Origin of the sequence: Moritella sp. 5 (assembly GCF_018219455.1) — a bacterium.
GTDB lineage: Bacteria > Pseudomonadota > Gammaproteobacteria > Enterobacterales > Moritellaceae > Moritella.
The window spans coordinates 3017454-3042570 of the sequence record NZ_CP056122.1 but is presented as its reverse complement, the minus strand read 5'-3'; the positions used below and the strand labels follow the sequence as shown (position 1 = coordinate 3042570).

The 25117-nt window shown below is 41.4% G+C and carries 21 protein-coding genes; 10 read left to right on the top strand and 11 right to left on the bottom strand.

Annotated elements, in window-relative coordinates:
* Nucleotides 1-67: 67 nt before the first annotated feature.
* The 3 genes from HWV01_RS13505 to HWV01_RS13495 all read left to right on the top strand — a co-directional run bounded on the left by HWV01_RS13505 (nt 68) and on the right by HWV01_RS13495 (nt 2456).
* A complete protein-coding gene (locus HWV01_RS13505; RefSeq protein ID WP_211672048.1) occupies nt 68-748 on the top strand; it encodes a DUF4336 domain-containing protein in 681 nt (226 codons plus the stop codon).
* Between the two features lie 71 nt (nt 749-819).
* On the top strand, nt 820-1320 hold the full coding sequence (locus tag HWV01_RS13500) for a DUF2867 domain-containing protein (protein ID WP_211672047.1): 501 nt from the start codon (nt 820-822) through the stop codon (nt 1318-1320).
* Between the two features lie 107 nt (nt 1321-1427).
* Nucleotides 1428-2456 (top strand): S66 peptidase family protein, encoded by a 1029-nt coding sequence (locus tag HWV01_RS13495; protein ID WP_211672046.1) that lies wholly within the window; start codon nt 1428-1430, stop codon nt 2454-2456.
* Between the two features lie 10 nt (nt 2457-2466).
* Here the strand turns inward: HWV01_RS13495 and HWV01_RS13490 are convergent, their stop codons facing one another.
* On the bottom strand, nt 2467-3378 hold the full coding sequence (locus HWV01_RS13490) for a LysR substrate-binding domain-containing protein (protein WP_211672045.1): 912 nt from the start codon (nt 3376-3378) through the stop codon (nt 2467-2469).
* Nucleotides 3379-3511: 133 nt separating this feature from the next.
* Between HWV01_RS13490 and HWV01_RS13485 the strand changes: the two genes are divergently transcribed.
* Nucleotides 3512-4549, top strand: coding sequence for a zinc-binding dehydrogenase (locus tag HWV01_RS13485; protein WP_211672044.1), 1038 nt, complete (start codon nt 3512-3514; stop codon nt 4547-4549).
* A complete protein-coding gene (locus HWV01_RS13480; protein WP_249185549.1) occupies nt 4549-4989 on the top strand; it encodes a RidA family protein in 441 nt (146 codons plus the stop codon). The genes HWV01_RS13485 and HWV01_RS13480 overlap by 1 nt, the downstream gene beginning before the upstream one ends.
* Nucleotides 4990-5353: 364 nt before the next feature.
* On the opposite strand, the gene HWV01_RS13475 is transcribed toward HWV01_RS13480, so the two are convergent.
* Complete coding sequence (locus HWV01_RS13475; RefSeq protein ID WP_211672042.1) at nt 5354-5602, bottom strand: hypothetical protein; 249 nt, start codon at nt 5600-5602, stop codon at nt 5354-5356.
* A 240-nt stretch (nt 5603-5842) separates the two neighbouring features.
* Between HWV01_RS13475 and HWV01_RS13470 the strand changes: the two genes are divergently transcribed.
* The gene (locus HWV01_RS13470; RefSeq protein ID WP_211672041.1) at nt 5843-6580 is read left to right on the top strand and encodes an electron transfer flavoprotein subunit beta/FixA family protein; all 738 of its coding nucleotides are present in this window, start codon (nt 5843-5845) and stop codon (nt 6578-6580) included.
* Nucleotides 6581-6595: 15 nt separating this feature from the next.
* The gene (locus HWV01_RS13465) at nt 6596-7615 is read left to right on the top strand and encodes an electron transfer flavoprotein subunit alpha/FixB family protein (protein WP_211672040.1); all 1020 of its coding nucleotides are present in this window, start codon (nt 6596-6598) and stop codon (nt 7613-7615) included.
* Nucleotides 7616-7724: 109 nt separating this feature from the next.
* Here HWV01_RS13465 and glgC read toward each other — a convergent pair whose 3' ends face one another.
* Complete coding sequence (gene glgC / locus HWV01_RS13460) at nt 7725-8942, bottom strand: glucose-1-phosphate adenylyltransferase (RefSeq protein ID WP_211672039.1); 1218 nt, start codon at nt 8940-8942, stop codon at nt 7725-7727.
* 289 nt (nt 8943-9231) lie between these two features.
* On the opposite strand from glgC, the gene HWV01_RS13455 reads away from it, so the two are divergent.
* Together HWV01_RS13455 and HWV01_RS13450 are read left to right on the top strand one after the other, a co-directional pair.
* The gene (locus HWV01_RS13455) at nt 9232-10062 is read left to right on the top strand and encodes a patatin family protein (RefSeq protein ID WP_211672038.1); all 831 of its coding nucleotides are present in this window, start codon (nt 9232-9234) and stop codon (nt 10060-10062) included.
* A 59-nt stretch (nt 10063-10121) separates the two neighbouring features.
* A complete protein-coding gene (locus HWV01_RS13450) occupies nt 10122-11573 on the top strand; it encodes a catalase (RefSeq protein ID WP_211672037.1) in 1452 nt (483 codons plus the stop codon).
* Nucleotides 11574-11677: 104 nt separating this feature from the next.
* On the opposite strand, the gene HWV01_RS13445 is transcribed toward HWV01_RS13450, so the two are convergent.
* The 8 genes from HWV01_RS13445 to HWV01_RS13410 all read right to left on the bottom strand — a co-directional run bounded on the left by HWV01_RS13445 (nt 11678) and on the right by HWV01_RS13410 (nt 23261).
* Entirely contained in the window at nt 11678-12553 is an 876-nt protein-coding gene (locus HWV01_RS13445) for an MBL fold metallo-hydrolase (protein WP_211672036.1), read from the bottom strand.
* A 98-nt stretch (nt 12554-12651) separates the two neighbouring features.
* Nucleotides 12652-14748, bottom strand: coding sequence for an acetoacetate--CoA ligase (locus HWV01_RS13440; protein ID WP_211672035.1), 2097 nt, complete (start codon nt 14746-14748; stop codon nt 12652-12654).
* Nucleotides 14749-14755: 7 nt separating this feature from the next.
* A complete protein-coding gene (locus HWV01_RS13435; protein ID WP_211672034.1) occupies nt 14756-15724 on the bottom strand; it encodes a hydroxymethylglutaryl-CoA lyase in 969 nt (322 codons plus the stop codon).
* Nucleotides 15724-17883, bottom strand: a complete 2160-nt coding sequence (locus HWV01_RS13430; protein WP_211672033.1) for an acetyl/propionyl/methylcrotonyl-CoA carboxylase subunit alpha — start codon at nt 17881-17883, stop codon at nt 15724-15726. Before HWV01_RS13430 ends, HWV01_RS13435 begins: the two co-directional genes overlap by 1 nt.
* A gap of 5 nt (nt 17884-17888) precedes the next feature.
* Nucleotides 17889-18704 (bottom strand): enoyl-CoA hydratase-related protein, encoded by an 816-nt coding sequence (locus tag HWV01_RS13425; protein ID WP_211672032.1) that lies wholly within the window; start codon nt 18702-18704, stop codon nt 17889-17891.
* Nucleotides 18705-18814: 110 nt separating this feature from the next.
* Nucleotides 18815-20422 (bottom strand): carboxyl transferase domain-containing protein, encoded by a 1608-nt coding sequence (locus tag HWV01_RS13420; protein WP_211672031.1) that lies wholly within the window; start codon nt 20420-20422, stop codon nt 18815-18817.
* 5 nt (nt 20423-20427) lie between these two features.
* A complete protein-coding gene (locus HWV01_RS13415) occupies nt 20428-21600 on the bottom strand; it encodes an isovaleryl-CoA dehydrogenase (protein ID WP_211672030.1) in 1173 nt (390 codons plus the stop codon).
* Nucleotides 21601-21848: 248 nt separating this feature from the next.
* Complete coding sequence (locus HWV01_RS13410) at nt 21849-23261, bottom strand: amidohydrolase (protein WP_211672029.1); 1413 nt, start codon at nt 23259-23261, stop codon at nt 21849-21851.
* Between the two features lie 636 nt (nt 23262-23897).
* On the opposite strand from HWV01_RS13410, the gene HWV01_RS13405 reads away from it, so the two are divergent.
* The gene (locus tag HWV01_RS13405) at nt 23898-25106 is read left to right on the top strand and encodes a NupC/NupG family nucleoside CNT transporter (protein WP_211672028.1); all 1209 of its coding nucleotides are present in this window, start codon (nt 23898-23900) and stop codon (nt 25104-25106) included.
* The last annotated feature ends 11 nt before the right edge of the window (nt 25107-25117 follow it).

Sequence of the window (25117 nt, the reverse complement as noted above, 5' to 3'; positions counted from 1 at the left end):
AAGATCCTGAAGGATGGATAAAGTTGAGACGTCTTACTATCAAAATGTGAGGTTAAAAGAGGGGCTAATGCAAAAAATAGCAGATAACATTTGGATTTTCGATGGCGAACCGGTTTCATTTTTAGCATGTCCGTTTACGACAAGAATGACCGTTGTCAGGCTATTTAGCGGTGACTTATGGATTCACAGTCCAATTAAATTAACAACCGAATTACAGCAAAAAATTCAATCTATTGGTTCTGTTAAGTATATTGTTGCTCCAAATCATCTTCATCATTTGTTTATCGCTGACTGGCATAACGCATTTCCGAAGTCTAGCTTGTTTGGCACATCCGAAGTTATAAAAAAGCGACAAGATATTGCATTTCATTTTTCTTTAAATGATGAACATGATTGGCCTTGGAAACCAGAAATAACGCAAGAGTTGGTTTTAGGTTCAAAGCTAATGCAAGAAGCTGTTTTTTTTCATAAATCTTCAAAAGTGTTGATTCTAACTGACTTTATAGAGAACTTTCCAAAGTCGAATTTTAATTGGTGGCAGTGTATATTGGCTAGCATTGCAGGGATTATCGCTCCTAATGGGAAAACCCCATTGGATTGGCGAATCAGTTTTAACAAAAGACGATTAAGGGAACATTTAATCAAAATTAAATCATGGAATCCAGAAATAATTGTAATGGCTCATGGTGATATTGTAGATGTTAATGGGGGAGATTTTTTAGAAAAATCATTTTCATGGCTGGATTAAAGTATATACAAAGTATTACGCCATAAACCTTACCAGTTAGTGTGACATTATACCTTACAGAGGAAATTAACATGAATGGAATCCCTACTAAATCAAGTATGTATCAGTATGTGCATGATGCTTCTTTTGCTGATGGTTTTTCATCACTTACAGGTTATGAAAATCAGTCTGCACTAGATATATATCTATCGCTTGTACAGGAAACACCTGTTTGGATTAATATGTTAATGTCACTGCGTAACAAAGTTGTATCTAAGTTTGGTCTTAAAGATCTAGGGCACTTAGCCGAAATTGAGCCAAGTAAATTAAGCTCAGATTATAAAATTGGTGATAGGGTCGGAATATTTATTCTATCTGCTAATGAGCATAACGAGATTATTCTCGAAGATAGTGACAAGCACCTAAATGTCAAAATATCGTTTTACATTGAGCCGAACGGTAAAACTGCAACTGTATATCTAAATACTGTGGTTCACGTGAAAAATACGTTGGGTAAGGTGTACATGTTCTTTGTAGGACCTGTGCACAAAGTTATTGTACCATCGATTCTAAAGAAACTACCACGACCATAACAATCGGTATCACCATTCGAATATTTTGTGATAAAGCATTGTATTTTATTGTATTCTAGACTGTTAATGCTTATTGTTGTTACAGGCTAGATTTACGGAGAATGCTAATGAAATATCCCAAACCACTGCAACAAGGTAGCACTATCGCTATTACTGCGTTTTCATCAGGAATTGAAAAAAAACATGACGCTAGGTTTAGAGTCGTGCGAGATAACCTTGAATCTAGAGGCTTCAATGTCGTTGTTGGAAAGTGCCTATACGGGCAAAATAAACACGCAAGCGCACCAGCACAGCAACGTGCGGATGAGCTTATGTCATTTCTTATGGATGACGAGATTGACGCTATCTATCCTCCTTGGGGCGGACAGTTGGCGATTGAACTCCTGCCGCTTATAGATTTTGCCAAACTTCAAACCGTAAAGCCAAAGTGGATCTTAGGATTTTCCGACGTGAGTACGGTAGCTGCCGTGTTCGCGAGTAAACTGGAGTGGGCAACTGCACACTGCTCAAATTTGATGGATTTATCCAGCGAAGCTAATGATCCATTAACAGCTAATACACTGACGCATTTAAGTACTTCTGTTGGAGGGGGTTTTTCGCAAACCGAATCGAAATTATATGCGAGTAGCTGGCCAGATATTGTCACTGAGCCAACCTCTGGAATAATGCCTGATACACCAACTAACTGGAAGTGGTTGGTAAAACCTGAATCTGGTTCATCAATAGAGGGAAGGTTAATAGGCGGGTGTTGGGATACGCTATCTCATCTATTTGAAACTGAGTATTTAGATCTAAAAGGACTATCTCAGCGTTACTCTGAGGGCGTCGTCTTATATCTAGAAAATGCTGAAATGCCACCTACTGAGCTAGCCAGAACCATTTTAAGCATGAAGTTCCGGGGCGTATTCTCATGTATCAGCGGGTTACTACTCGGTCGAAGTGCAGCTGCTGAACCAAAAAGTGATCAGAGCCTTAGCTATTATGAGGTCTTGGAAAAATACCTGATGGATATAGGGGTTCCAGTTATGATAGATCTGGATATCGGTCATGTTCCACCAAACTTAACGTTAATCAATGGCGCAATCGTAAAGGTTGAACTAAATGAGATTGGGATCTTGCATCAATACTTAAAGTAATACTTCCTTTTTATCCATCACATTCAAGTTCATAAATAGATTTCAACCATTTGATAAAAGCGACTAGTTTTGGGGTGGGGTTGTTTGCATGAACAACAAAATATGATCGGCCTGTGTTCAAGTACAGTTCAGGATAGAGATTAATCAAGGTTCCAGCTGCAATCTGTTTTTTTACCATTTCTTCACGACCAAGCGCCACGCCATGATTTAATAACACTGCATCTATGGCTGATGTTGAAGTATTAAATGATATAGATGGGATCTCTTTATAATCGATATTGAATGTTTCAATCCATTGTTGCCAATTAGGAAAGTCCGAGCCTGCAATCGTAAGATCATGAATTAAGGTTGTATTTATTAAACCCGTAGGATGAGATAAATAGGGATGATTCTTAAAATATTCAGGAGTACAGACCGGAAATACCTTTTCGTTACTAAATAAAATGTCACTTTCATTTTTCCATCCTGATTTAGCATATCGCACAGCGATTTCAGACTGATTATTAAATATATCAATAATATCATCTGAAATATCCAGTTTTAGGTTTATATCTGGGTACATTTCTCTAAATAAGTACATGTTAGGTATCAACACATGGCTTGCAAAAGAAGGAGGAACAGATACTGTTAACGTTCCTTTTTCTGTAATATTTTTAAGTGATTGTGCACTTTGGGAAAGCATTTCGAAGGCATCACGAACATCTAAGATAATGTCAGAAAAATCTTGGTTAATCGTCAGCCTTTTTACTCCTGATACTTTTCTTCGAAATAATTTATAACCTAAATAGGCTTCATAGCTACGAACTAATTGCCCAATCGCTTCCGGGGTGACGCCAATTTCTTTTGCTGCACTTGCATAGCTGCCAAGCCTTGCTGTGGCTTCGATTGCTCTCAGTGAATTTAAATTAGTTACTGTTTTCATCCAAAGATTTCCTTCGTGTATTGGTGATAAAGTCTAGTTTGTTTATTACCGACTAGCAACGGATAATTAGTTTATGACTTTGGTAATGGCTGCGATGTCATTATTAACTAATGTTCTTTTTTGGAGAAAAATTATGTCTAAAACAATGAAAGCGATCGTGATGTCAGCATTTGGTACACCTGAAGTTTTATCTGTTGCTACTATTGCTATGCCTCGCCCTAAAAACAATGAAGTATTAATCAAAGTTGAAGCAGCTGGTATTAATCGCCTAGATCACTATATTCGCGAAGGCGGTGTAAACCCAAATATAAACTTTCCTTTTATTTTGGGCTCAGATGCCGTCGGTCATGTTGTTGAACTTGGCAGTCAAGTGACTCAATTTACCCTTGGAGAGCGCGTTATACCTATGCCTGGTTACCCTGTAGATCCGAACGATCATGGTGCTGAAGTATTAGGGACATCAAAGTCGTACGCTATTCGTGGATTAATTGAGCACGGTGCTTATGCGCAATACATGGTTGTGCCTGAAAATTGGCTATTAAAAGAAACCACGGGACTACCAGCAGAATTATTAGCAGGGTTACCTATGCCATTAGTGACTGGGGTTAGGGCAGTAAAAGAAGTAGGGGAAGTTAAAGCGGGTCAATATGTACTTGTACATGCTGGCGCATCAAGTACTGGTTCAATGATGATCCAAGTTGCTAAAACACTGGGTGCAAAAGTTGCGACGACTACACGCACCGATGATAAAGTTGAATTCCTAAAATCCATTGGTGCCGATTTAGTGATTAGCGGTAATCCTGATAATACTATTGAGTTAATTAATGAATGGACTAACAGCGCTGGTTTAGATGTTGTCATTGATCAATTAGGTGGAGATAGCCTTAGACAATCAGTTGAATGGGTTAAACCTTTAGGTATTGTTGTTTTAATGGGTAATGTTCTTGGATTAGAATCAACGATCCCTGTCAGAAGTCTGTTTTTCCCACAAAAACAAATAAGAGGCACGCTGATGGGCAATGTAAGCGATCTCGAATGGGGGCTTGAACAAGTCAAAAACGGTAATATAAAACCCCAAATAGACACCGTATTTACGCCAGAACAGGCAACCGAAGCACACCAATACTTAGCCGATGGTAAAGCGCTAGGTTTAACGGTATTTAAATTTTGATGGTGAATTTTCCGCTTCCTGATGCGCCTAAACCAATCGGCTCTTACGAACCCTACATTATACGTAATGGGATAGGGGCTATTTCAGGCCAGTTTCCAATTAGGGATAATAAGTTAATTTATACAGGAAAAGTAGGGGCTGAGTTATCGCTAACCGACGCAAAAATAGCAATTGAAATTGCGGCATTAAATGTATTGTCGCAACTAAAAAATGGCACGGATGATTTTGCTACGCTTGATGGTATTTTAAGAATGGATGCTTATATCGCGAGCGTGGATGGTTTTTACCAGCAAGCTGAAATTATAAATACAGCCTCTAATTTACTTATAAAAATATTAGGTGAGAAAGGAAAACATGCTAGAAGTGCGATAGCTGTATCGCAGTTACCACTTAATTCAAGTGTTGAACTTGTTGTTACTTTCGCAGCAAGTTCAAAGTAACTTTTTTACCTCAATTTTATTTAGAACCGCTATTACCGCAATGCTTAATATTGGTCGTCACATCTTCTGATGTGCTCGTTTTTGTGCTTGCTTTCGTATTCTCTTTTGAGTCAAAAATTAAAAGTAGGTACTAAGCAATATGTATTAGGTAGTACTCTAGGAAAAGTTTTTGGTACTATTTTTTTGGCGCTGGTGGCGTTTTAGCAATATCCACCCAGAGGTAAACAAGCGCTAACAAAGACGAGACACTGTTGGCTTCGCTGTTTGATACATATATGAGAGGAAGAATAACGGGGTTTAAACTATCAGTTCAAACCCTGCTACGATCTGTGCGGTAAATAGCTATGCTTTGAATGGCAAGATCTTAGTGTTTCGTTTGCACACCATTACGTACCATTTCTTTGCCGTTTTCATAAACGTCATCGGTCACATAGCGTGCTAAAAGTAGACTTTGGTTATCATCAAATACAGCGACAAAGTGACGACCGTCTTTGGTGTTTGTTGCCATGCCTATACCTGCAACGCCTTGTAGACCGAAACCACCGTTTTCAATGCTTAGTAGGAAGCTTTCAAGTTCTGCTAAATTGTCAATGACATCATGTTCGTTATTCATTCTAAATACTCTTATTTCTGCCGCTCACAGGGAGCTAAGTCACTCGTTATAATATGCTCTGTACTTTACAGATTATAAGCGATGATTTAAACCCTTGCTACGCTTTAAATCTTAAGTGTTTAATTATAATCACTCCTAATTTGCCATACCCCATAACACCACTATTCTTAATGCATAATTGTTTGATTTATTAAACACAAATAGGTGATTCAATAAACATAAGTACGTTGTGGGGAAGCTATGAAGATATTGGTCGCGGTGAAGCGAGTTGTCGATCATAAGGTCAACGTCAGGGTGAAAGCGGATGAAACGGGTATTGAAACCGCGAATGTAAAAATGGCGATAAATCCATTCTGTGAAATCGCTATTGAACAAGCTGTACGCTTTAAAGAGCAGGGCTCGGTTGACGAAGTTGTCTTGGTTTGTATTGGCCCTAAAGAGGCGGATGTACAGTTACGGGCTGGATTAGCCTTCGGTGCAGATCGCGCAATTCTGATTAGGACCGATGAAGAAGTACAATCCCTTGATGTGGCTAAAATACTACACAAAATTGTGCAAGAAGAACTGCCAGATGTAGTACTACTGGGTAAGCAAGCGATTGATACCGACAATAATCAAACAGGGCAAATGTTAGCGGCACTCACGAATATGCCACAAGGCACCTTTGCTTCTAATATCGTTTTTAGCGTCCCGAATACAGTCAAAGTAACCCGCGAAGTTGACGGTGGTTTAGTCACATTAGCCTTGAGCTTACCTGCCGTAATTACTGTTGATTTACGTTTAAACATCCCCCGGTATGCCTCGTTACCGAATATCATGAAAGCGAAACGAAAAGTCATCACGATGACGTCCCCTGTCTCTTTGGGGGTTAGTTTATCCCCACGGCTAACCACGCTTAAAGTAGAATCGCCCCCAGTACGTCAAGCTGGGGTTAAAGTGGCTGATGTCGCTGAACTGGTGGATAAATTGCAACTGTAATCGAAGGGGATTTAAATGGCAATATTGATAGTAGCAGATCATGACAACCATACACTGCAAGCCGCGACGTTCAGTGTATTGACTGCTGCATCTGAGATAGCAAAGCATATCCGTGATACGGAATTGCACTTGCTTATTATCGGCGATGAATGTCAGTCTGTGGTTGCTATGGCACAGGGGATAACGGGTTTGAGTAAAATATTGGTATCCGATCATCAGATTCATCAATATCCCTTAGCTGAGAATATCGCACCGTTAATTTTTTCGTTAGTACAAGAGCAAGGTCACTGCAACGACGAAAACCGAGTGTTTGATAAGGTAGAATATAGTCACATCATTACGTCTGCCGGAACCACAGGTAAAGATTATCAGCCCAGAGTGGCTGCCTTGTTAGATGTTGCGCAGATCTCCGATATTATCAGTGTTGAATCAGCAGATACCTTTAAACGACCTATTTATGCGGGTAAAGCCATTGCGACGGTACAATCGAGCGATGCCATCAAGGTTTTAACTGTGCGTAGTAGTGCGTTTACAGCTGCGTCATTAACGACTGAGCTGTTAGCAATAGAGAGTCAAGTACCGGTTGTTGCATTAGCTGCGCAAGCGGATAGTGGAAAATCAGCGTTTATTAAAGCGGAACTAACGCAATCATCCCGACCAGAATTAACCACGGCCAAGATTGTTATTTCGGGTGGGCGAGGGATGCAAAATGCTGATAATTTTGAGTTGCTTTACACACTCGCAGATCAGCTTAATGCGGCGGTAGGCGCTAGTCGTGCAGCGGTAGATGCCGGGTTTGTGGCGAATGATTTACAGATCGGGCAAACAGGTAAAATCGTTGCCCCCGAACTGTATATTGCCGTGGGTATATCTGGTGCGATCCAACATGTAGCGGGTATCACAGGCAGCAAGGTCATTGTCGCCATCAATAACGATCCAGACGCCCCGATCTTTGATGTGGCAGACTATTGCTTAGTAGCAGACTTGTTCGAAGTATTGCCTGAGTTAATCGCGGTGTTGAAAGTGAAAGATTAGCTATCATTTTTATAAACGATAGCTAAGATTTTGATGGACAATAATGGTGGTTAAATATGAACAAGTATTGTGGTCAATAAGAATAACACTTGTTACTTATGTAATACGATCACTCGAATTTATAAGATTCAGGTACGACAACAATACCGCGTTCTGAAATGGTGAATCGCGCGGCGTCTTCTGCTTTATTCACCCCTATTTTGGTTCTTGGTGGGATTTTTACATGTTTGTCGATAATGCAATTCTGCAGCTGGCTGTATTCGCCGACTTCAACATCATCAAACAAGATACTTGCTGAAACAGTCGCCCCGTCGTTGATTTGTACATTTGATGATAAAACCGAATTTTGTACTGAACCACCAGTGATAAGCACACCGTTAGAAATAAGCGAATTGATAAATATCCCTTCATTGCCGGTTTCCGATGCCGTCGTTCTTGCTGGTGGTAATTGTGGTTCGTAGGTTCTAATACCCCAGTCGCGTTGGTACAAATTGATGGGTGAAACGGGTTGTAGCAAGTCCATATTGGCTTGATATAACGAATCGATGGTGCCCACATCACGCCAATAAGCATCCTCGCTCACACGTCCAGTCGAACCGCCAAATTGGTGTGCGTAGACTTTTTCTTTATCAATTAACCTTGGAATAATATCTTTACCAAAATCGTGGTTAGAATTGGGGTTATCTGCGTCTTTTTCTAACGCATCAATTAACGCATCAGTGGTGAAAATATAGATGCCCATTGACGCCAAACTCTTTTCAGGGTCATCGGGTAGTGACGCTGGATGCTCGGGTTTTTCTGAAAATTCGATAATTTTTCGTTTTTCGTCGATCGCCATTACACCAAAATTTGTCGCTTCAGCAACGGGTACTTCCATACAAGCGATGCTTAAATCTGCGCCTATTTCCTGATGGCGTTGCAGCATGGGTGCATAATCCATTCTGTAGATATGATCACCAGAGAGAACCACAACATACTTAGCTTCGCTACGTGATAACAACCATAAGTTTTGATAAATTGCGTCGGCTGTGCCGCTATACCATTTGTCGCCTTTACGCATTTGTGGCGGGACGACGGTAATGTATTCACCTAACTCTGGGTTGAAGATAGACCAGCCATCACGTAAATGTTTCTGTAATGAATGGGACTTATATTGGGTCAATACCAGAATTCGTCTTAGACCAGAGTGAAGGCAATTGGTTAAGGTAAAGTCGATGATTCGATATTTACCACCGAAAGGCACAGCGGGTTTTGCTCTGTTATCGGAGAGCGGAGCAAGGCGTGCCCCCATTCCACCAGCGAGGACTACCGTTAATGTATCTTGCATTTAAATCATTCCCTAATTTTTTATTCAAGTAGTTACGGGTCTGTATGTCTTATTTATATCAAAAATCGAGCCAAAAGTTAAATATTTGATTTACAAAAGTATTTATAAATAGGTATATTCTGTTTCACCATCATACAGCAATGCTTCATATCTGCTGCACCAAATTAAGGCGAATTTAATAAAATTAAGGTTAATAGCTTTGACCTATCGAAATGTTAGATTTAATCGCTTTTTGTTTATCTTAAAATGATTCTATTCTTAATACATTGATTTAAGCAGGAGTGAACCAATGCAAAAAAGAGCATTAATTGTAGAAGGTGGCGGTATGCGCGGTATTTTTGCTAGTGGTGTATTAGACGCTTTTATGGATAAGCACTATTTACCCTATGATTTTGCTATTGGGGTCTCTGCTGGTGCGTCTAACTTGGTGGGCTATCTTGGTAATGCTCCACAGCGTAGTTTCAATATCATCACCACAATGGCCACTGATAAAGCCTTTTTTAATCCTATTCGATTTGCGAAAGGCGGTAACCTTATTGATGTTAAATGGTTATGGGAAGTATCGAACGAGCGCTATCCGATTGATCGGGATAAGTTATTTACTAATATTCCGATGTATGCCGCAGTAACGAATATTGATACCGGTCATGCTGATTACCATCGCATTAAGCCAGACACATTATCTAATGTACTTGAAGCAACGACGGCGTTACCGATTGCTTATCGTGAAACGCCTTGCTTTTCAGGCGGCTGCTATACTGATGGAGGCGTTGCCGATTCTATCCCTGTACGCAAAGCATATCGGTTGGGTGCGCGTGATATTACCGTGGTACTTTCACATCCGCTTAGTTATAAAAAACAAACTATTAAGTATCCATGGTTGGTTAAAACATTATTCTCTCAGCACCCTAATATCGCAAAATCAATGATGGTAAGAGCGAGCAATTATAACGAATCTCTCGAGTTTATAAAAAATCCACCGAGTGACTTGAACATTCGAGTCATTGCGCCACCTGAACAGTTTGCCGTTAAACGGTTAACAATGAATAAAAAGACTCTAAATAAAGGCTACTTGATGGGTAAGCAAGCCGGGCTGGAACACATCGAAAATAGTGTTTAATTAAAGCGTTACAAGCAATGTAAGTAAAAATAATAAATAACATATAGAAGGAATTAGTGATGAGCAAGAAATTAACGACTGCAGCAGGTTGCCCTGTTGCGCATAATCAGAATGTCCAAACCGCGGGTAAAAGAGGGCCTCAACTGCTACAGGATGTGTGGTTTCTGGAAAAACTCGCACACTTTGATCGAGAGGTGATCCCTGAACGTCGTATGCATGCCAAAGGCTCTGGTGCTTATGGTACGTTTACCGTTACGCATGATATTACTCGATTTACCAAAGCGAAAATTTTCTCGGCAATTGGTAAAAAAACAGAGATGTTTACACGGTTTACTACAGTTGCAGGTGAGCGTGGAGCCGCAGATGCCGAGCGTGATATTCGTGGTTTTGCAATGAAGTTCTATACAGAAGAAGGCAACTGGGATCTCGTCGGTAACAATACACCGGTGTTTTTCTTGCGTGATCCGCTTAAATTTCCCGATCTAAATCATGCAGTAAAGCGCGATCCTAGAACGAATATGCGCAGTGCAAAAAACAACTGGGATTTCTGGACATCATTACCTGAAGCGTTGCATCAAATCACAATAGTAATGAGTGATCGTGGTATTCCGGCAACGTATCGACATATGCACGGATTTGGTAGTCACACGTTTAGCTTTATCAACAGTGATAATGAACGTTTCTGGGTCAAATTCCATTTCAAATCACAGCAGGGTATTAAAAACTTATCGGATGCAGAATCAGAAGTATTGATCGGTAAAGACCGAGAAAGTCATCACCGAGATTTGTTAGAAAGCATTGATAATAGCGACTTCCCTAAGTGGACGCTGCAAGTGCAAATCATGCCAGAAGACGACGCATCTAAAGTGCCTTATAACCCGTTTGATCTTACTAAAATCTGGCCACATAGCGACTATCCACTGATTGAAGTGGGTGAGTTCGAGCTAAACCGTAATCCTGAAAACTTCTTTGCTGAAGTGGAGCAATCCGCTTTTAATCCAGCAAGCGTAGTACCGGGTATCAGTTTTTCACCAGATAAAATGTTACAAGGTCGTCTGTTCTCGTATGGCGATGCACAACGTTACCGTTTAGGGGTTAATCACCACAGTATTCCGGTTAATGCGCCGCGCTGCCCTGTACACAGTTATCACCGAGATGGCGCTATGCGTGTTGATGGTAACTATGGCGGTACGCTAGGTTATGAGCCAAACGATCAAGGTGAATGGGCTGAACAACCTGACTTCTCTGAGCCTCCGTTAAGCTTAGATGGTGCCGCTGCGCACTGGGACCATCGCGAAGATGATGATTACTTTAGTCAACCAGGTGATTTGTTCCGACTTATGACGCCAGAAAAACAAGCTATTTTGTTTGATAATACGGCGCGTAACTTAGGTGGTGTACCAGAGGAAATTCAAATCAGACATTTAAGACATTGCTTTAAAGCCGATCCCGATTATGGTCACGGCATTGCCAAATTATTGGGCATTGATGTGAGTAAATATCAAAACTAGGATTTAGATTAGTAATAAGCGCATAGTTAGAAGTAATGATGAGAACTTATGCTTAGAAGTAGCAGGGTGCATAATTTGCACCCTATTTATTTTTTCATTCATAGTTAATCAATTTTTAGTGCGTGAATCGGCTCTTTTAAAAGCACTTGATTGCGATTATTTGCTTGCGGCAGTTCTCCTGCTTTAATATTGACTTGCAATGCAGAGTACAAGAGCCTTGGCACTGCTAAGGTTTTATCACGCGTTTGTCTTGTTGCAACAAAGCAGTCATGGCTGACATCATTACGAATATGTATATTCGACTTTTTGCTTTCAGCAACGGTCGTTTGGTATTGTAGTTTTCTACCGTTTGGTTGGTAATCATGGCACATCCATAGCTTGGTATTGTCTGGGAGTGCGTAGAGTTGCATTATGCTCTGATATAATTCGGTCGCAGCACCGCCAGGGAAGTCACAACGTGCTGAGCCGCTATCTGGCATGAATAACGTATCTCCAATGAATGCATTGTCTTCGACGAGATAAGTTACGCTGTCCTTTGTGTGTCCAGGTGTTTCAATAACCTTGATAACAGTGTCACCAATATAAAGCTTGTCATTGTGGCTAAGCAGTAGATCAAACTCGGCACCCGATACAGATATTTCACTGTCACTCAAGGCAAAGATATCCTTAAAAATACGCTGTGCTTGCGTAATGTACTTACCAATAGCGATTTTACCACCAAGCTTGGATCTTAAATAATGTGCGGCTGATAAGTGATCTGCATGGGCGTGCGTTTCTAATATCCATTCAACTTCTAGTTTGTGGTGTTGTACAAACTCAATTTGAGCATCTGCAAAATAAAAAGCAACCTTACCAGCGTTGTTTTCATAATCGATAGCACTATCAATGATTGCAGCCTTAGCGCTATTCAAATCATAAATAATGTAACTTATCGTACAAGTATCTTTATGGAAAAATGGTTTAATAATAATTGAAGACAACTTAGCTTCCTTAACGCTGTTCCTTATAATTAGTCACATCGTACATTGCTAATATACGATGCACAAGTTGTAGCATTAAAGGGGATATACAATGACCATTACTCACATTGTAGTTCAGGTAAATCAGCAAATAAGGCTAAGGCCTCAGGGTTAGCGAGGGCATCTTTATTCGTTACTGCAATACCGTGTATTACATTACGCACGGCCAGTTCGACAATCTTACCACTGATGGTTTTGGGTATATCAGCCACCGCGATGATTTTAGCCGGGACATGTCTTGGACTGGTATTGGTTCGAATTATATTTTTGATTTGCATAGTTAATAGTGTATCTAATATGACATTTTTTGATAAACGTACAAACAAGATCACGCGTACGTCATCATGCCACTGCTGTGCAATTGCAATTGACTCTTGTATCGCTGCAAGCTTTTCTACCTGTCGGTATATTTCTGCGGTGCCAATACGTACCCCTCCGGGGTTTAATACCGCATCGGATCGACCATGGATGATCACACCGACTTGGTTAATATGTATATCTTGCGGTATGTCATTTTCGGTATGCCAAGCACCGATGTGATGTTTCACCAATTCGCCATAATCACCCTGTGCCCAGATGTTATCAAAGTGGGTAAAGTAAGCGTTATGATATTTACGACCATAAGGGTCTTGCCAAAAACCCGTAGGCATCGAAGGGAAGGGCTGGCGACAAACTAGTTCCCCTTTACCTTCAGTATTGTGTTTTGACCCTTCATTATGCATAAAGGTCACGTCCATACCTAACCCTAAGCACTGCAGTTCACCGCGATACACAGGCAAGGTTGGCATGCCCAGTGTGAAGCAAGAAATTATATCGGTGCCACCACTGATACTTGAAACACAAATATCTTGTTTAATATATTGATAAATATAATCAAAGCTTTCGTGTGACAAGGGGGATCCAGTTGATAGCAAGGTTTTTAAATGACTGAGGTTATAGTCTTGCGCTGGATGTAATAAGGCTTTATCACAGGCTGAATAATACTTGGCGCTGGCACCAAAAATGGATACTTTTTCTGTATCAGCCAGTTCAAAAAGTACCTGCTGATGTGGATAAAATGGTGAGCCGTCAAATAACACCAAGGTTGCGCCCTGAGATAAACTGCTCACCAACCAATTCCACATCATCCAGCCACATGTTGTGTAATAAAAAATGCGGTCATCTACCTTAACATCGGTATGTAAGGCGAGTTCTTTTACATGCTGCAGCAATGTGCCGCCAACACTGTGTACAATACATTTTGGCATGCCTGTCGTGCCTGAAGAGTATAAAATATACAGCGGGTCTGAAAAATTAACCGACTCGAATGTTAAAGAGCGTGGAATTACGGCACTAAAATACCGCCAGTCACATTGTGAGGACTTATCACGGATAGGTGCATCAAGTTTTTTTGAATACGCGTTTTGTGTTGGTGTCGGTGTTGTTTTTAAATAAGATACAATGACGAGTTCATTTAATTCGGGTAAGGCGTTGGCAATGGCTGACACTTTATCCATGATATTAATTTGCTTTCCGGCATAACAATAGCCGTTACATGCGAATAATAATTTTGGCTGGATTTGATTAAATCGGTCCATTACGCCTTGGAAACCAAAATCAGGCGAGCAAGATGACCAGATTGCGCCAATACTGGTTGTGGCTAACATTGCAATAATCGCTTCGCTGCTGTTGGGTAATAAACCAGCAACACGATCGCCTTTTACAATCCCTAGCTCACGCATCGCGGCGGCAATACGAGTGACTTCATTTCGTAGCTGTTTATAGCTAAGTTGGGTGCGTCGACCATCTTCACCGTGGCTGATTATGGCTAACTTGTCTTCGTTATATTTCTCGTTTTTATAGGCTGAAATATTATTGGGGAATAGCAGGTTCTCTGCAAAGTTTAATGTTGAATCTGGAAACCATTGGCAGCGGTAAAAGCAGTCATCGTAAACAAAGATACGATTAAGGTTAAAGTCACCTTTGAATTTAAAAAAAGTAACTAATGAGCGCCAAAATATAGCCGTATTATTAATGCTCCACTGATGTAATTGCTGATAGTGTGCAAAAGTAAGGCTGTATTCATCACGCAAAAATCGCAAATAATGGTTAATGTTACTACCATCAATGCGCGCTTGGCTCGGTGTCCAGATTGGTACTGCGGTCTCTACTGTCATTACAACCTCATATTAATGATTGAAATCGCGCTTGTGCGGTTGGGTAGGCTAAGGCGACTTTAGAGCCATTGGGACGATTTAAACGTTGGCAAATAAAGTTACCCGCAGTAATTAATTCATTGAGATTAACACCAGATTCAATCCCTAAGCCATTAAGCATATAAACCACATCTTCGGTGGCGACATTACCTGACGCGCCACGGGCATAAGGGCAACCACCTAAACCTGCTACTGCACTGTCGATAACACGAATGCCTAATTGTAATGCGGCATAAATATTGGCTAACGCTTGGCCATAAGTATCATGGAAATGTACAGCTAATTTAGTGATGGGAACGTGCTGAGCGACGGCGTTGATCATGGTTTTTACCGCTTCGGGTGTGCCAACACCAACAGTATCCCCAAGGCTAATTTGATAACAGCCCATGTCGTGTAACTGTTGAGCTACTTTTGCGACTTTGTTAACGCTGATGTAGCCTTCATAGGGGCAGCCTAGTGTGCAAGATATGTAACCACGTACGGGTAAGCCTGTCGCTAGCGCTTGTGTTACAACTGGCTCAAATTGACGCAGCGATTCGTTAATAGAGCAGTTAATATTTTTGCGGCTAAAGCTTTCAGACGCAGAACCAAATATTGCCACTTCATCGACATTCGCAGCTATAGCAGCATTTAAACCAATTAAATTGGGCGTTAACGCAGAATAAGTAACACCATTAGTGCGCTTTATACGTTTAAATAGCTCGCCACTATTTGCCATCTGGGGCACCCATTTGGGAGAGACGAAGCTACCTGATTCGATCATGCTCAAACCGGTATGGCTAAGAATATTCACCAGCGAGATCTTATCATTTAGGCTTATTTCTATTTCATTTTGTAGCCCGTCCCGGGGGCCTACTTCGACAATTTTAACTGTTTCGGGCAGTAGATACGCTTGGTTAGAGCGCTGGTTCTGGTTATCAGAGAGTCGCGACGTCATTACGCTTGTTCCTTGTTATCAAGTGTCAGGGATGGAGTTAATTGTATTAATTGAGCACCATCTTTGACCATGTCGCCATCTTGATAAAACACGGTTGTTACTGTGCCAGCTACGGGTGCATTGATATTGCACTCCATCTTCATCGCTTCCATCACGACTAAAGGTTCACCCGCCTCGACGATTTGGTCGGGTTGGCAAAGTACACTGACAATAACGCCATTCATTGGTGCGGTTATCTTTGTTTCGAGTTCATCTTCAATACTAGATCGTAAGGCCTTGTTTTGCACTGTGGATTGCATTAGAGATTGGCGTAATAGCACAGTGTTACTACCCGCATAAAAAACAGTGATGTGTAATGGCGATATAACAATCGTTGCTTTAATTTTATGGCCATCGATACACGCGGTGAGTTCATTGCGATTAAGCTGACCACTCACAAGGCTATCTGAACACACTTGATTTTTTTTCTGGCTTTCGTTTTGAATATGTTGTTTACAGCTATTAACTGTTACTTGAAAATCCTGCGCTAACTTTATCAGTGTGAGTGTGTAATGATGGTTGTCGTTATTGGTCGTTGTCAGTGTAAATTTTTTGATTGCGGGTTGATTTAAACGCCAACTCGTTGTTTGAGACCAAGGGGAATGTATATCATTGTTTATATTATGCATTACGGTATTACTGGTTATAGTATCAGTCGTAACGTGTTGTGATTCTAGATTTAACTGTAATGCGAGTCCCGCCAAGATTAAGACATAATTAAGACTAACTGCTTTAGGTTTTAAGGCCTCTGCATGGGTGGTAATAAAGTCAGTATTGAGACTTGCTGCTTGCAGCGCCGGTACCTGTATTAACTGAGTTAAAAAACCGATGTTGGTTTTAATGCCGGCAATCTTATAATCAGCCAATGCGGCTTGTAGTCGCTGCAGGGCAAGGTCACGGTTATGATCCCAGACAATTAATTTGGCGATCATGGGATCATAATATGGGCTAATCTCATCCCCTTGGACAACACCAGTATCAATACGCACGTGCTTGGATGCTACTGGTTGACTCAAAAATTCAATATTCCCACTGGCGGGCATAAAATCCTTATCAGGATCTTCTGCGTAAATACGGACTTCAATCGCATGGCCATTAATGTGTACTTGATTTTGGTTTATGGGTAATGGTGCACCGTTGGCAATATGCAGTTGCCATTCGACTAAATCCAGTCCTGTTATCATTTCGGTAATGGGATGTTCAACTTGTAAACGGGTATTCATCTCCATGAAATAGAACTGCTCTTGTTCATCATATAAGAATTCCACCGTACCCGCCCCATGATAATTAATGGCTTTTGCGGCGGCAACGGCAGCTTTCCCCATGGCAATTTGAGTGGTGAGTGGTAATGCGGGGGCAGGGGCTTCTTCTAATATTTTTTGATGACGGCGTTGAATTGAGCAATCACGTTGAGATAGGTAAATGCAGTTACCATGATGGTCACTGAAAATCTGGATTTCGACATGGCGAGTCTTAGTTAAATAGCGCTCTATTAGCATGTCGTCATTGCCAAAACTGGCCATTGACTCTCGTTTAGTTGCGGCGAGAGCATAAGTAAATTCACTGGCGTGATTGATGATACGCATTCCTTTACCACCACCGCCATATACGGCTTTAAGTAACTGTGGATAGCCGATCTGTTGTGAGTTATTTTTTAACGTTAGTTCGTCTTGGCAATGACCATGGTAACCCGGGACCAGAGGAACATGCGCTGTTGCCATGATGGTCTTCGCAGCGCCTTTACTGCCCATTGCTGTTATCGCATCTACACTTGGCCCAATGAAGATTAACCCTTGTAGCGTACATGCTTGGGCAAAGTCTGCGTTTTCGGATAAGAAACCATAACCAGGGTGAATGGCTTGAACATCGGACTCTGCTGCTATTTCTAAAATTCGCGCGCAATTAAGGTAAGATTCTGTTGCTGGTGCAGGCCCTACATAAAATGCTTCATCAGCCATGCTAACGTGACGTGCATTTGTGTCAGCAGCGGAATAAATGGCGACACACTGAATACCAAGTCGCTGCGCTGTTTTTATGATTCGGCAGGCTATTTCACCGCGATTAGCGATGAGGATCTTGGTAAATGGCTTGGGCTTATTCGCGAACGCATGATGCGACATAGACGTTATTCCTTGCTCCAGTCGGGCTTACGCTTATTCATAAATGCATCGAGTCCTTCCTGAGCTTCGTTTGATACCCGAATTGCGGCAATACGCTGACTTGTGTCGGCAATTAATGTGTCATTGATAACATGGTTGGTAATGTCATTAATGAGTGCTTTAGCTGCTTGCATTGCTGCGGGACTGTTATTGAGTAAAGCGTTGATAAAGGGCGTGGACAGTGTGTCTAAATCATCATCTATTTGATGGATTAGACCATACTCTAGCCCTTGCTCTGCGCTAAACACTTCACCTGTTAAACAATATCGCCGTGCTTGCCGAGGTCCAATCGCGGTAACAACGTAAGGGCTGATTACCGCTGGGATAAGACCAATTTTTACTTCACTTAAGCAAAATTTGGCGGTGGTTGTCGCGAGGGCTATGTCACAACAGGCGACAAGTCCGATTGCGCCTCCAAAGCAAGCGCCTTGTACTAGCGCTATGGTTGGTTTAGGGAATTGATTCAGCTTATCCATTAACTTTGCTAATTGTACCGCATCGGATAGATTGTCTTGATAGCCGAGTTTGGCAATATCTTTCATCCACTTTATATCCGCCCCAGCAGAAAAGTGTTCGCCTTGGGCGCGTAATATCAATATTTTCACAGCAGGATCATGTTTTAACACAGCTAAGGTGGTAAGCAGGTGATTGATTGTGTCGGCACTAAATGCGTTGCGTACCTTGGTACGAGTGAGGGTGATAGTTGCAACACCCTGATGATCAATCGCCGTATGTAAGTGCTCTGCATTGATGATATTGAGTTGGTCTGAATTCTTTGTCATTCAATGATCCTAGCTGTGATAGTGATAGTGATAGTGATAGTGATAGTGATATTTGATTTGTGATTGTGCACCTTGAAGTAGTTTGGACATATAAATTGAGATAGACAAAACTACATTCTAAAAATACCAAACTGGGTATCTTTAATCGGTGCATTAAGTGCGGCTGATATCGCTAATCCGAGTACTTGCCTCGTTTGTAAAGGGTCGATAATGCCGTCATCCCACAGTCGTGCGCTGGCATAATAAGGGTCACCCTGGGTTTCATATTGTTCAATAATAGGGGCTTTAAATTTAGTTTCTTCGTCATCTGTCATGATTTTATTATTACGTGCTAACCCGTCTTTTTTTATTTGACTGAGTACGCTTGCAGCTTGCTCTCCGCCCATCACTGAAATTCTGGCATTCGGCCATATCCATAACAAGGTGGGGTCGTAAGCACGGCCACACATACCATAATTACCGGCACCATAACTACCGCCAATAATGACGGTAAACTTAGGCACTTGTGCGCAAGCTACTGCGGCAACCATTTTTGCACCGTGCTTTGCTATGCCTTCTGCTTCGTACTTTTTTCCGACCATAAACCCAGTGATATTTTGCAGGAATACTAATGGGACCTTGCGTTTGCAGCAAAGTTGAATAAAATGCGCGCCTTTTTGGGCAGATTCAGAAAATAAGATGCCGTTGTTGGCGATGATACCGACAGGGTAACCCTGAATACGGGAAAAACCACACACCAGTGTTGTGCCGTAGCATGCTTTAAATTCATCGAGTTCGGAGTTATCAACAATACGGGCTATGACTTCTTTAACATCGAATTGTTTTTTTAAATCGGTGCCAACAATACCGTACAGTTCATGGCTATCGTATAGCGGTGGGGCACTGGGGTAAATGGTTAAATCAGGGCGTTTTACATGGTTGATATTGGCGATAGCTTGGCGTACCAGCTGTAATGCGTGGGCATCGTCTTGGGCATAATGGTCGGCAACCCCCGATGTTTTACAATGCACATCGGCACCACCTAATTCTTCAGCAGTGACTTCTTCGCCAGTTGCTGCTTTGACTAATGGAGGGCCTGCGAGGAAAATGGTACCTTGCTGTTTTACAATGATAGATTCATCTGCCATTGCGGGAACGTAAGCGCCACCTGCGGTACATAACCCCATGACAGAGGCGATTTGTGGAATGCCTTTGGCGGACATATTCGCTTGGTTAAAGAAGATACGGCCAAAGTGGTCGCGGTCGGGGAAAACGTCATCTTGCTGGGGTAAAAATGCACCACCAGAGTCGACTAAATAGATACAAGGTAGGCAGCAACGTTCAGCTATTTCTTGGGCGCGCAGGTGCTTTTTAACGGTTAATGGATAATAAGTGCCGCCTTTGACGGTGGCATCGTTGGCAATGACCATACATTCGATACCATTAACGCGCCCAATACCGGCCACCACACCCGCAGCTGGAACCGCTTCGTGATAATACTGCCAAGCGGCAAATTGACCTAGTTCTAATAAGGGAGAACCTGGATCTAATAAAGCATCAATACGCTCTCGGGCAAGCATTTTACCTCGGGCTAAATGGCGCTGTTGTGCTATTTCACCACCGCCTTGTTTGATTTGTTCTAGGTTAATTTCTAGTTGTTTTACAAGATCTAGCATGGCTTGTTGTTTCGCGACAAAAATAGGGTGTTTGATATTGAGTGTTGTGCCTATTCTAGCCATGTTTTCTAGACTCCTGACTCATTAAACAGTTCCCGGCCAATCAATATACGACGCATTTCTGATGTACCGGCGCCAATTTCATAGAGCTTAGCATCACGAAGTAAACGGCCTGCAGGGTATTCGTTGCTGTAACCATTTCCGCCTAACAATTGAATTGTATCGAGTGCCATTTTTGTGGCCAATTCGGCGCAATATAAGATCACACCTGCACAGTCTTTACGGCTGGCTTCGCCGTTGTCACAAGCGCGTGCAACTGTATAGGTATAGCATTTGGCCGCGTTCATTTGGCTATACATGTCAGCAATTTTGGCTTGCACAAGTTGGAATTCACCAATGGCTTTACCGAACTGTTTACGCTGGTGGATATAAGGGACGACGAGATCCATACAAGCATCCATGATCCCGAGTGGTCCGCCAGTTAGCACAAGGCGTTCGTAATCAAGGCCACTCATTAATACGTGTACGCCTTTATTGAGTTCGCCCAGGATATTGTCTTTGGGTACACGGCAATGTTGAAACACAAGCTCACAGGTATTGGAACCACGCATGCCTAATTTGTCCAGCTTTTGCGCTTGGCTAAACCCATCAAAACTGCGTTCAACAATAAAAGCAGTAATACCATGGCTGTTAAATTCGGGTGCTGTTTTTGCGTAAACGATATAAGTACTGGCTTCGGGTCCGTTGGTGATCCACATTTTATTGCCGTTTAGTATGTAGTTGTCACCTTCCAATACCGCACTTAATTTCATTGAAACAACATCAGAACCCGCATTGGGTTCGGTCATGGCTAATGCACCTACGTGTTCTCCGCTAATGAGTTTGGGCAGGTACTTCTGTTTTTGCTTGGCATTGCCATGCCTAAATATCTGATTAACACAAAGATTAGAATGTGCGCCATAGCTTAATCCTACCGATGCAGATGCGCGGCTTATTTCCTGCATCGCGATGACATGAGCAAGGTAGTTCATATCAACACCACCATATTCTTCACTGATGGTGATACCCAATAATCCCATGTCACCAAACTTTTGCCACATATCCGCTGGAAACAGATTATCTTGATCTATTTGTGCTGCGCGTGGGGCTATTTCGTCATTTGCGAACGCTGTCACGCTTTCACGCAGCAGTTCGATGGTTTCGCCAAGGGCAAAGTTGAGTGATGTGTAGGAGTTGGCCATCTGTGTCCCTATTTCGATGGTTAAGTGAAGGATTATGTCCACTTACGGTCATTAAGGTTCTCGTAATTAATCTTGTCTTTCATTAATTTGAGTATGGTAGTTAACGAGTGGGGTTGCCAATTTGAATATCTTGATGTTTAGGCGTTTCAACGTTGTTTGATTTAATTATTAAGCATAAAAGCCAAGATGTAATATCTTGGCTTTATGTTTTAGGTGGAAACTATCTATGCTAAGTTAAAGTAATCTGCTTATATTACTTTTTCACCGTTCTCTATCACTGTTTGACGTACTTTTTTAGTGAATTCTATTGCTTCAGTAACGATTTCTTTTTCGTTAACCGTTAGCATGTCACGATCTTGCATGATCACCTTACCTGCAATGATAGAGTGGCGTACATTCGCAGAGTTTGCTGAGTACACAAGTACAGAGTATGGATTGTACATAGGTACCATGTTTGGCGCTTTTGTATCAATTACGATAACATCAGCTAGTTTTCCAACCTCTAAAGAACCAATTTTATCTTCCATATGCAATGCTCTTGCTGCGCCCATCGTCGCCATGTCGATAACTTTAATAGGGGGCATTGCACCGCGATCGTGATTCACTAGTTTGTGAACTTTAGCCACTTGGTTAAATTCATCGATTGTACTTAATGTATTACCCGACATTGGACCATCAGTACCTAAACCAATACGCACGTTTTCGTCATACATTTTAAGCGCGGGTGATACACCTTTCGCTGATTTGATGTTTGCACTCATGTTATGTGCAACACCCGTATCGGCTTTTTTCACTAGTTCGATATCAGATTCGCTTACATTGATCATGTGAGCAGCCACTAAACGTTCGTCTAATGAACCAATACTATCCATGTATTCAACAGGCGATTTACCGTCAGAACGTTTAGCAATACTTTCGTTTTCACGTTCTGATTCAGCTAAATGAATTAATACAGGTACGTTATGCTCTTTTGCTAACTGAGTGATTTGTTGCAAAACTTCTGTGGTATTTGTATAAGGTGCATGGGGGGCAAATGCAGGGGTAATACGTGGATGATCTTTATATTCTTCAATAAAGTTAAGTGCGTATTGAATGCCTTCTTGTGCATTTTGTGCATCGGCAACAGGGAATTTAATCACTGTTTCACCTAGGATTGCACGCATACCAATTTTATCAACAGTCTTTGCTACCTCGTCTTCAAAGTAATACATATCGCTATACGTTGTTACGCCACCTTTAACCATTTCTAGGTTACCAAGGTTAGCGCCAATACGCACCATGTCACGGCTTACTAGTTTCTTCTCTAGTGGGAAGATGTAGCGGTGTAATCGTCCTGGAACATCATCTGCTAATGAACGGAATACGGTCATTGATACGTGAGTATGAGTATTAATTAAGCCTGGCATAACGATGTCGCCATCCACATTCATGACCTTGTTTGCTTTGTATTGTTGTGCAAGCTCTGCATTACCAACGGCAATAATTTTATTCCCTTTAATAACCACGGTTCCATTTTCATAAATGGTTTTATCACTGTTCATCGTTAATACTGTGGCGTCAGTGATCATGAGATCTACTTTTTCTGCAGCTGTCACTGACGTTGCAAAAATAATAGAAGCGGCTATTAATGTCTTGTTAAAAAAATTCTTACTAGCAAACATGTTTAAATCTCAATTTTATTGAATAGGACAGAAAACACTCTGGGAAGTCGAATGATACGATTTACCAGAGCTTTATAAGCTTATTGATCGCTAATGGCAAGTAAACATCTTTTACTATGTGATTCTTCAAGCGTTGATTTTTTTAACTAGTATCTGTTTCATTGTTCGTTAATCACTATGCAAAGTTTAATATTTGCGTGTTTAGTTCGAATTTTAAACATTAATTTGTGTTTTGTAATTAATGTTAAATAAGGTTGTTAATGTGACTTAGATCTCTATATAATTCCGTTCCGGCCAGAACCATCGAGTTTAGCCACCTTAGTTACAAGCCGTCATCAAGGAAATATGAGCGACCCAAGGAATTTGGACCAGCGTGACTGTAGCTTGCGATCAAGGTGACTCGTATGTTGTTATTGGGCGGACTGACTAGATTCTATTTTAGAAAATACTGTTTTTCCTCACCTCATATATCAATGCACGTAATACCCATTGCAATAAAATACTGATCATTAATCAGGTCTAAGTTAATCCCACTGGGTGTTAATTTTTCCTGCGTTTACTGCCATCTAAATTTTATTACAATCGGTATAACACCTTCATTTTTTATACATCTATTTTTATGAGCAGAATGAAATTATGCAGTTGTTAATTAGCTTAGTCGGTATAGTAGTACTTATTTTATGTGCTTGTGCACTTTCTGAAAATCGCAAAGCGATCAAATGGCGTACCGTTGGTGGAGCATTATTCCTACAAGCTGGTTTTGCTGCACTTGTACTTTACTCTTCTATTGGCCAGTCAATGCTTGGTGCAATGAGCAGTGGTGTGGCGAGTGTTCTTGGTTTTGCTGATGTCGGTATCCAATTCCTATTCGGTGATTTAGCGACGGAAGGTTTTATCTTTGCGATCCGCGTATTGCCTTTAGTTATTTTTATTAGTGCGCTTATTTCATTACTTTATTACATTGGTGTAATGCAGTGGGTAATTAAAGTGATTGGCGGTGGTATCCAGAAGTTTCTTGGTACAAGCCGTGTTGAATCATTAGCTGCCACGGGTAACATTTTCCTTTCTCAAGGTGAGTCTCCATTACTGGTAAAACCGTTTTTACCAAAAATGACACGTTCAGAATTATTCGCTGTAATGACGGGTGGTATGGCATCGGTTGCGGGTAGTGTACTTGGTGGTTATGCAGGTTTAGGTGTTGAACTTAAATACCTGATCGCAGCAAGTTTCATGGCGGCACCGGGCAGTTTGTTGATGGCTAAGTTATTAGTACCAGAGCAAGAAACTGTAACGGAAGACGCTGATGTTGTAATGGCAAAAAGCGAACACAGTAATGCGATTGATGCATTAGCAGCGGGTGCGATGAATGGTATGAAGGTTGCTGTGGCAATCGGTACTATGTTAATTGCATTTGTGAGTGTGATTGCAATGGTCAATGCTGGTTTAGAAACGGTAGGTAACTGGGTCAATATTGAAAACCTAACGTTACAAAGTGTGTTGGGTTATATCTTCGCTCCACTCGCATTTATGATTGGTGTGCCTGAGCATGAAATGCTTGTAGCAGGTTCATTCATTGGTCAAAAAGTGATTCTAAATGAATTTGTTGCTTTCATGGACTTCGCTGCCGTTAAAGAGACTATTTCTGAGCACAGCCAAGTTATTATTACGTTTGCATTGTGTGGTTTTGCTAACATTGGTTCTATCGCAATTCAAATCGGTTCTATCGGTGTGATGGCGCCAGAGCGTCGTTCAGATGTTGCAAACTTAGGTTTTAAAGCGGTACTAGCAGCAACACTCGCTAACTTAATGAGTGCAGCATTAGCGGGTATCTTTATTAGCTTGTAAGATTGTATTAC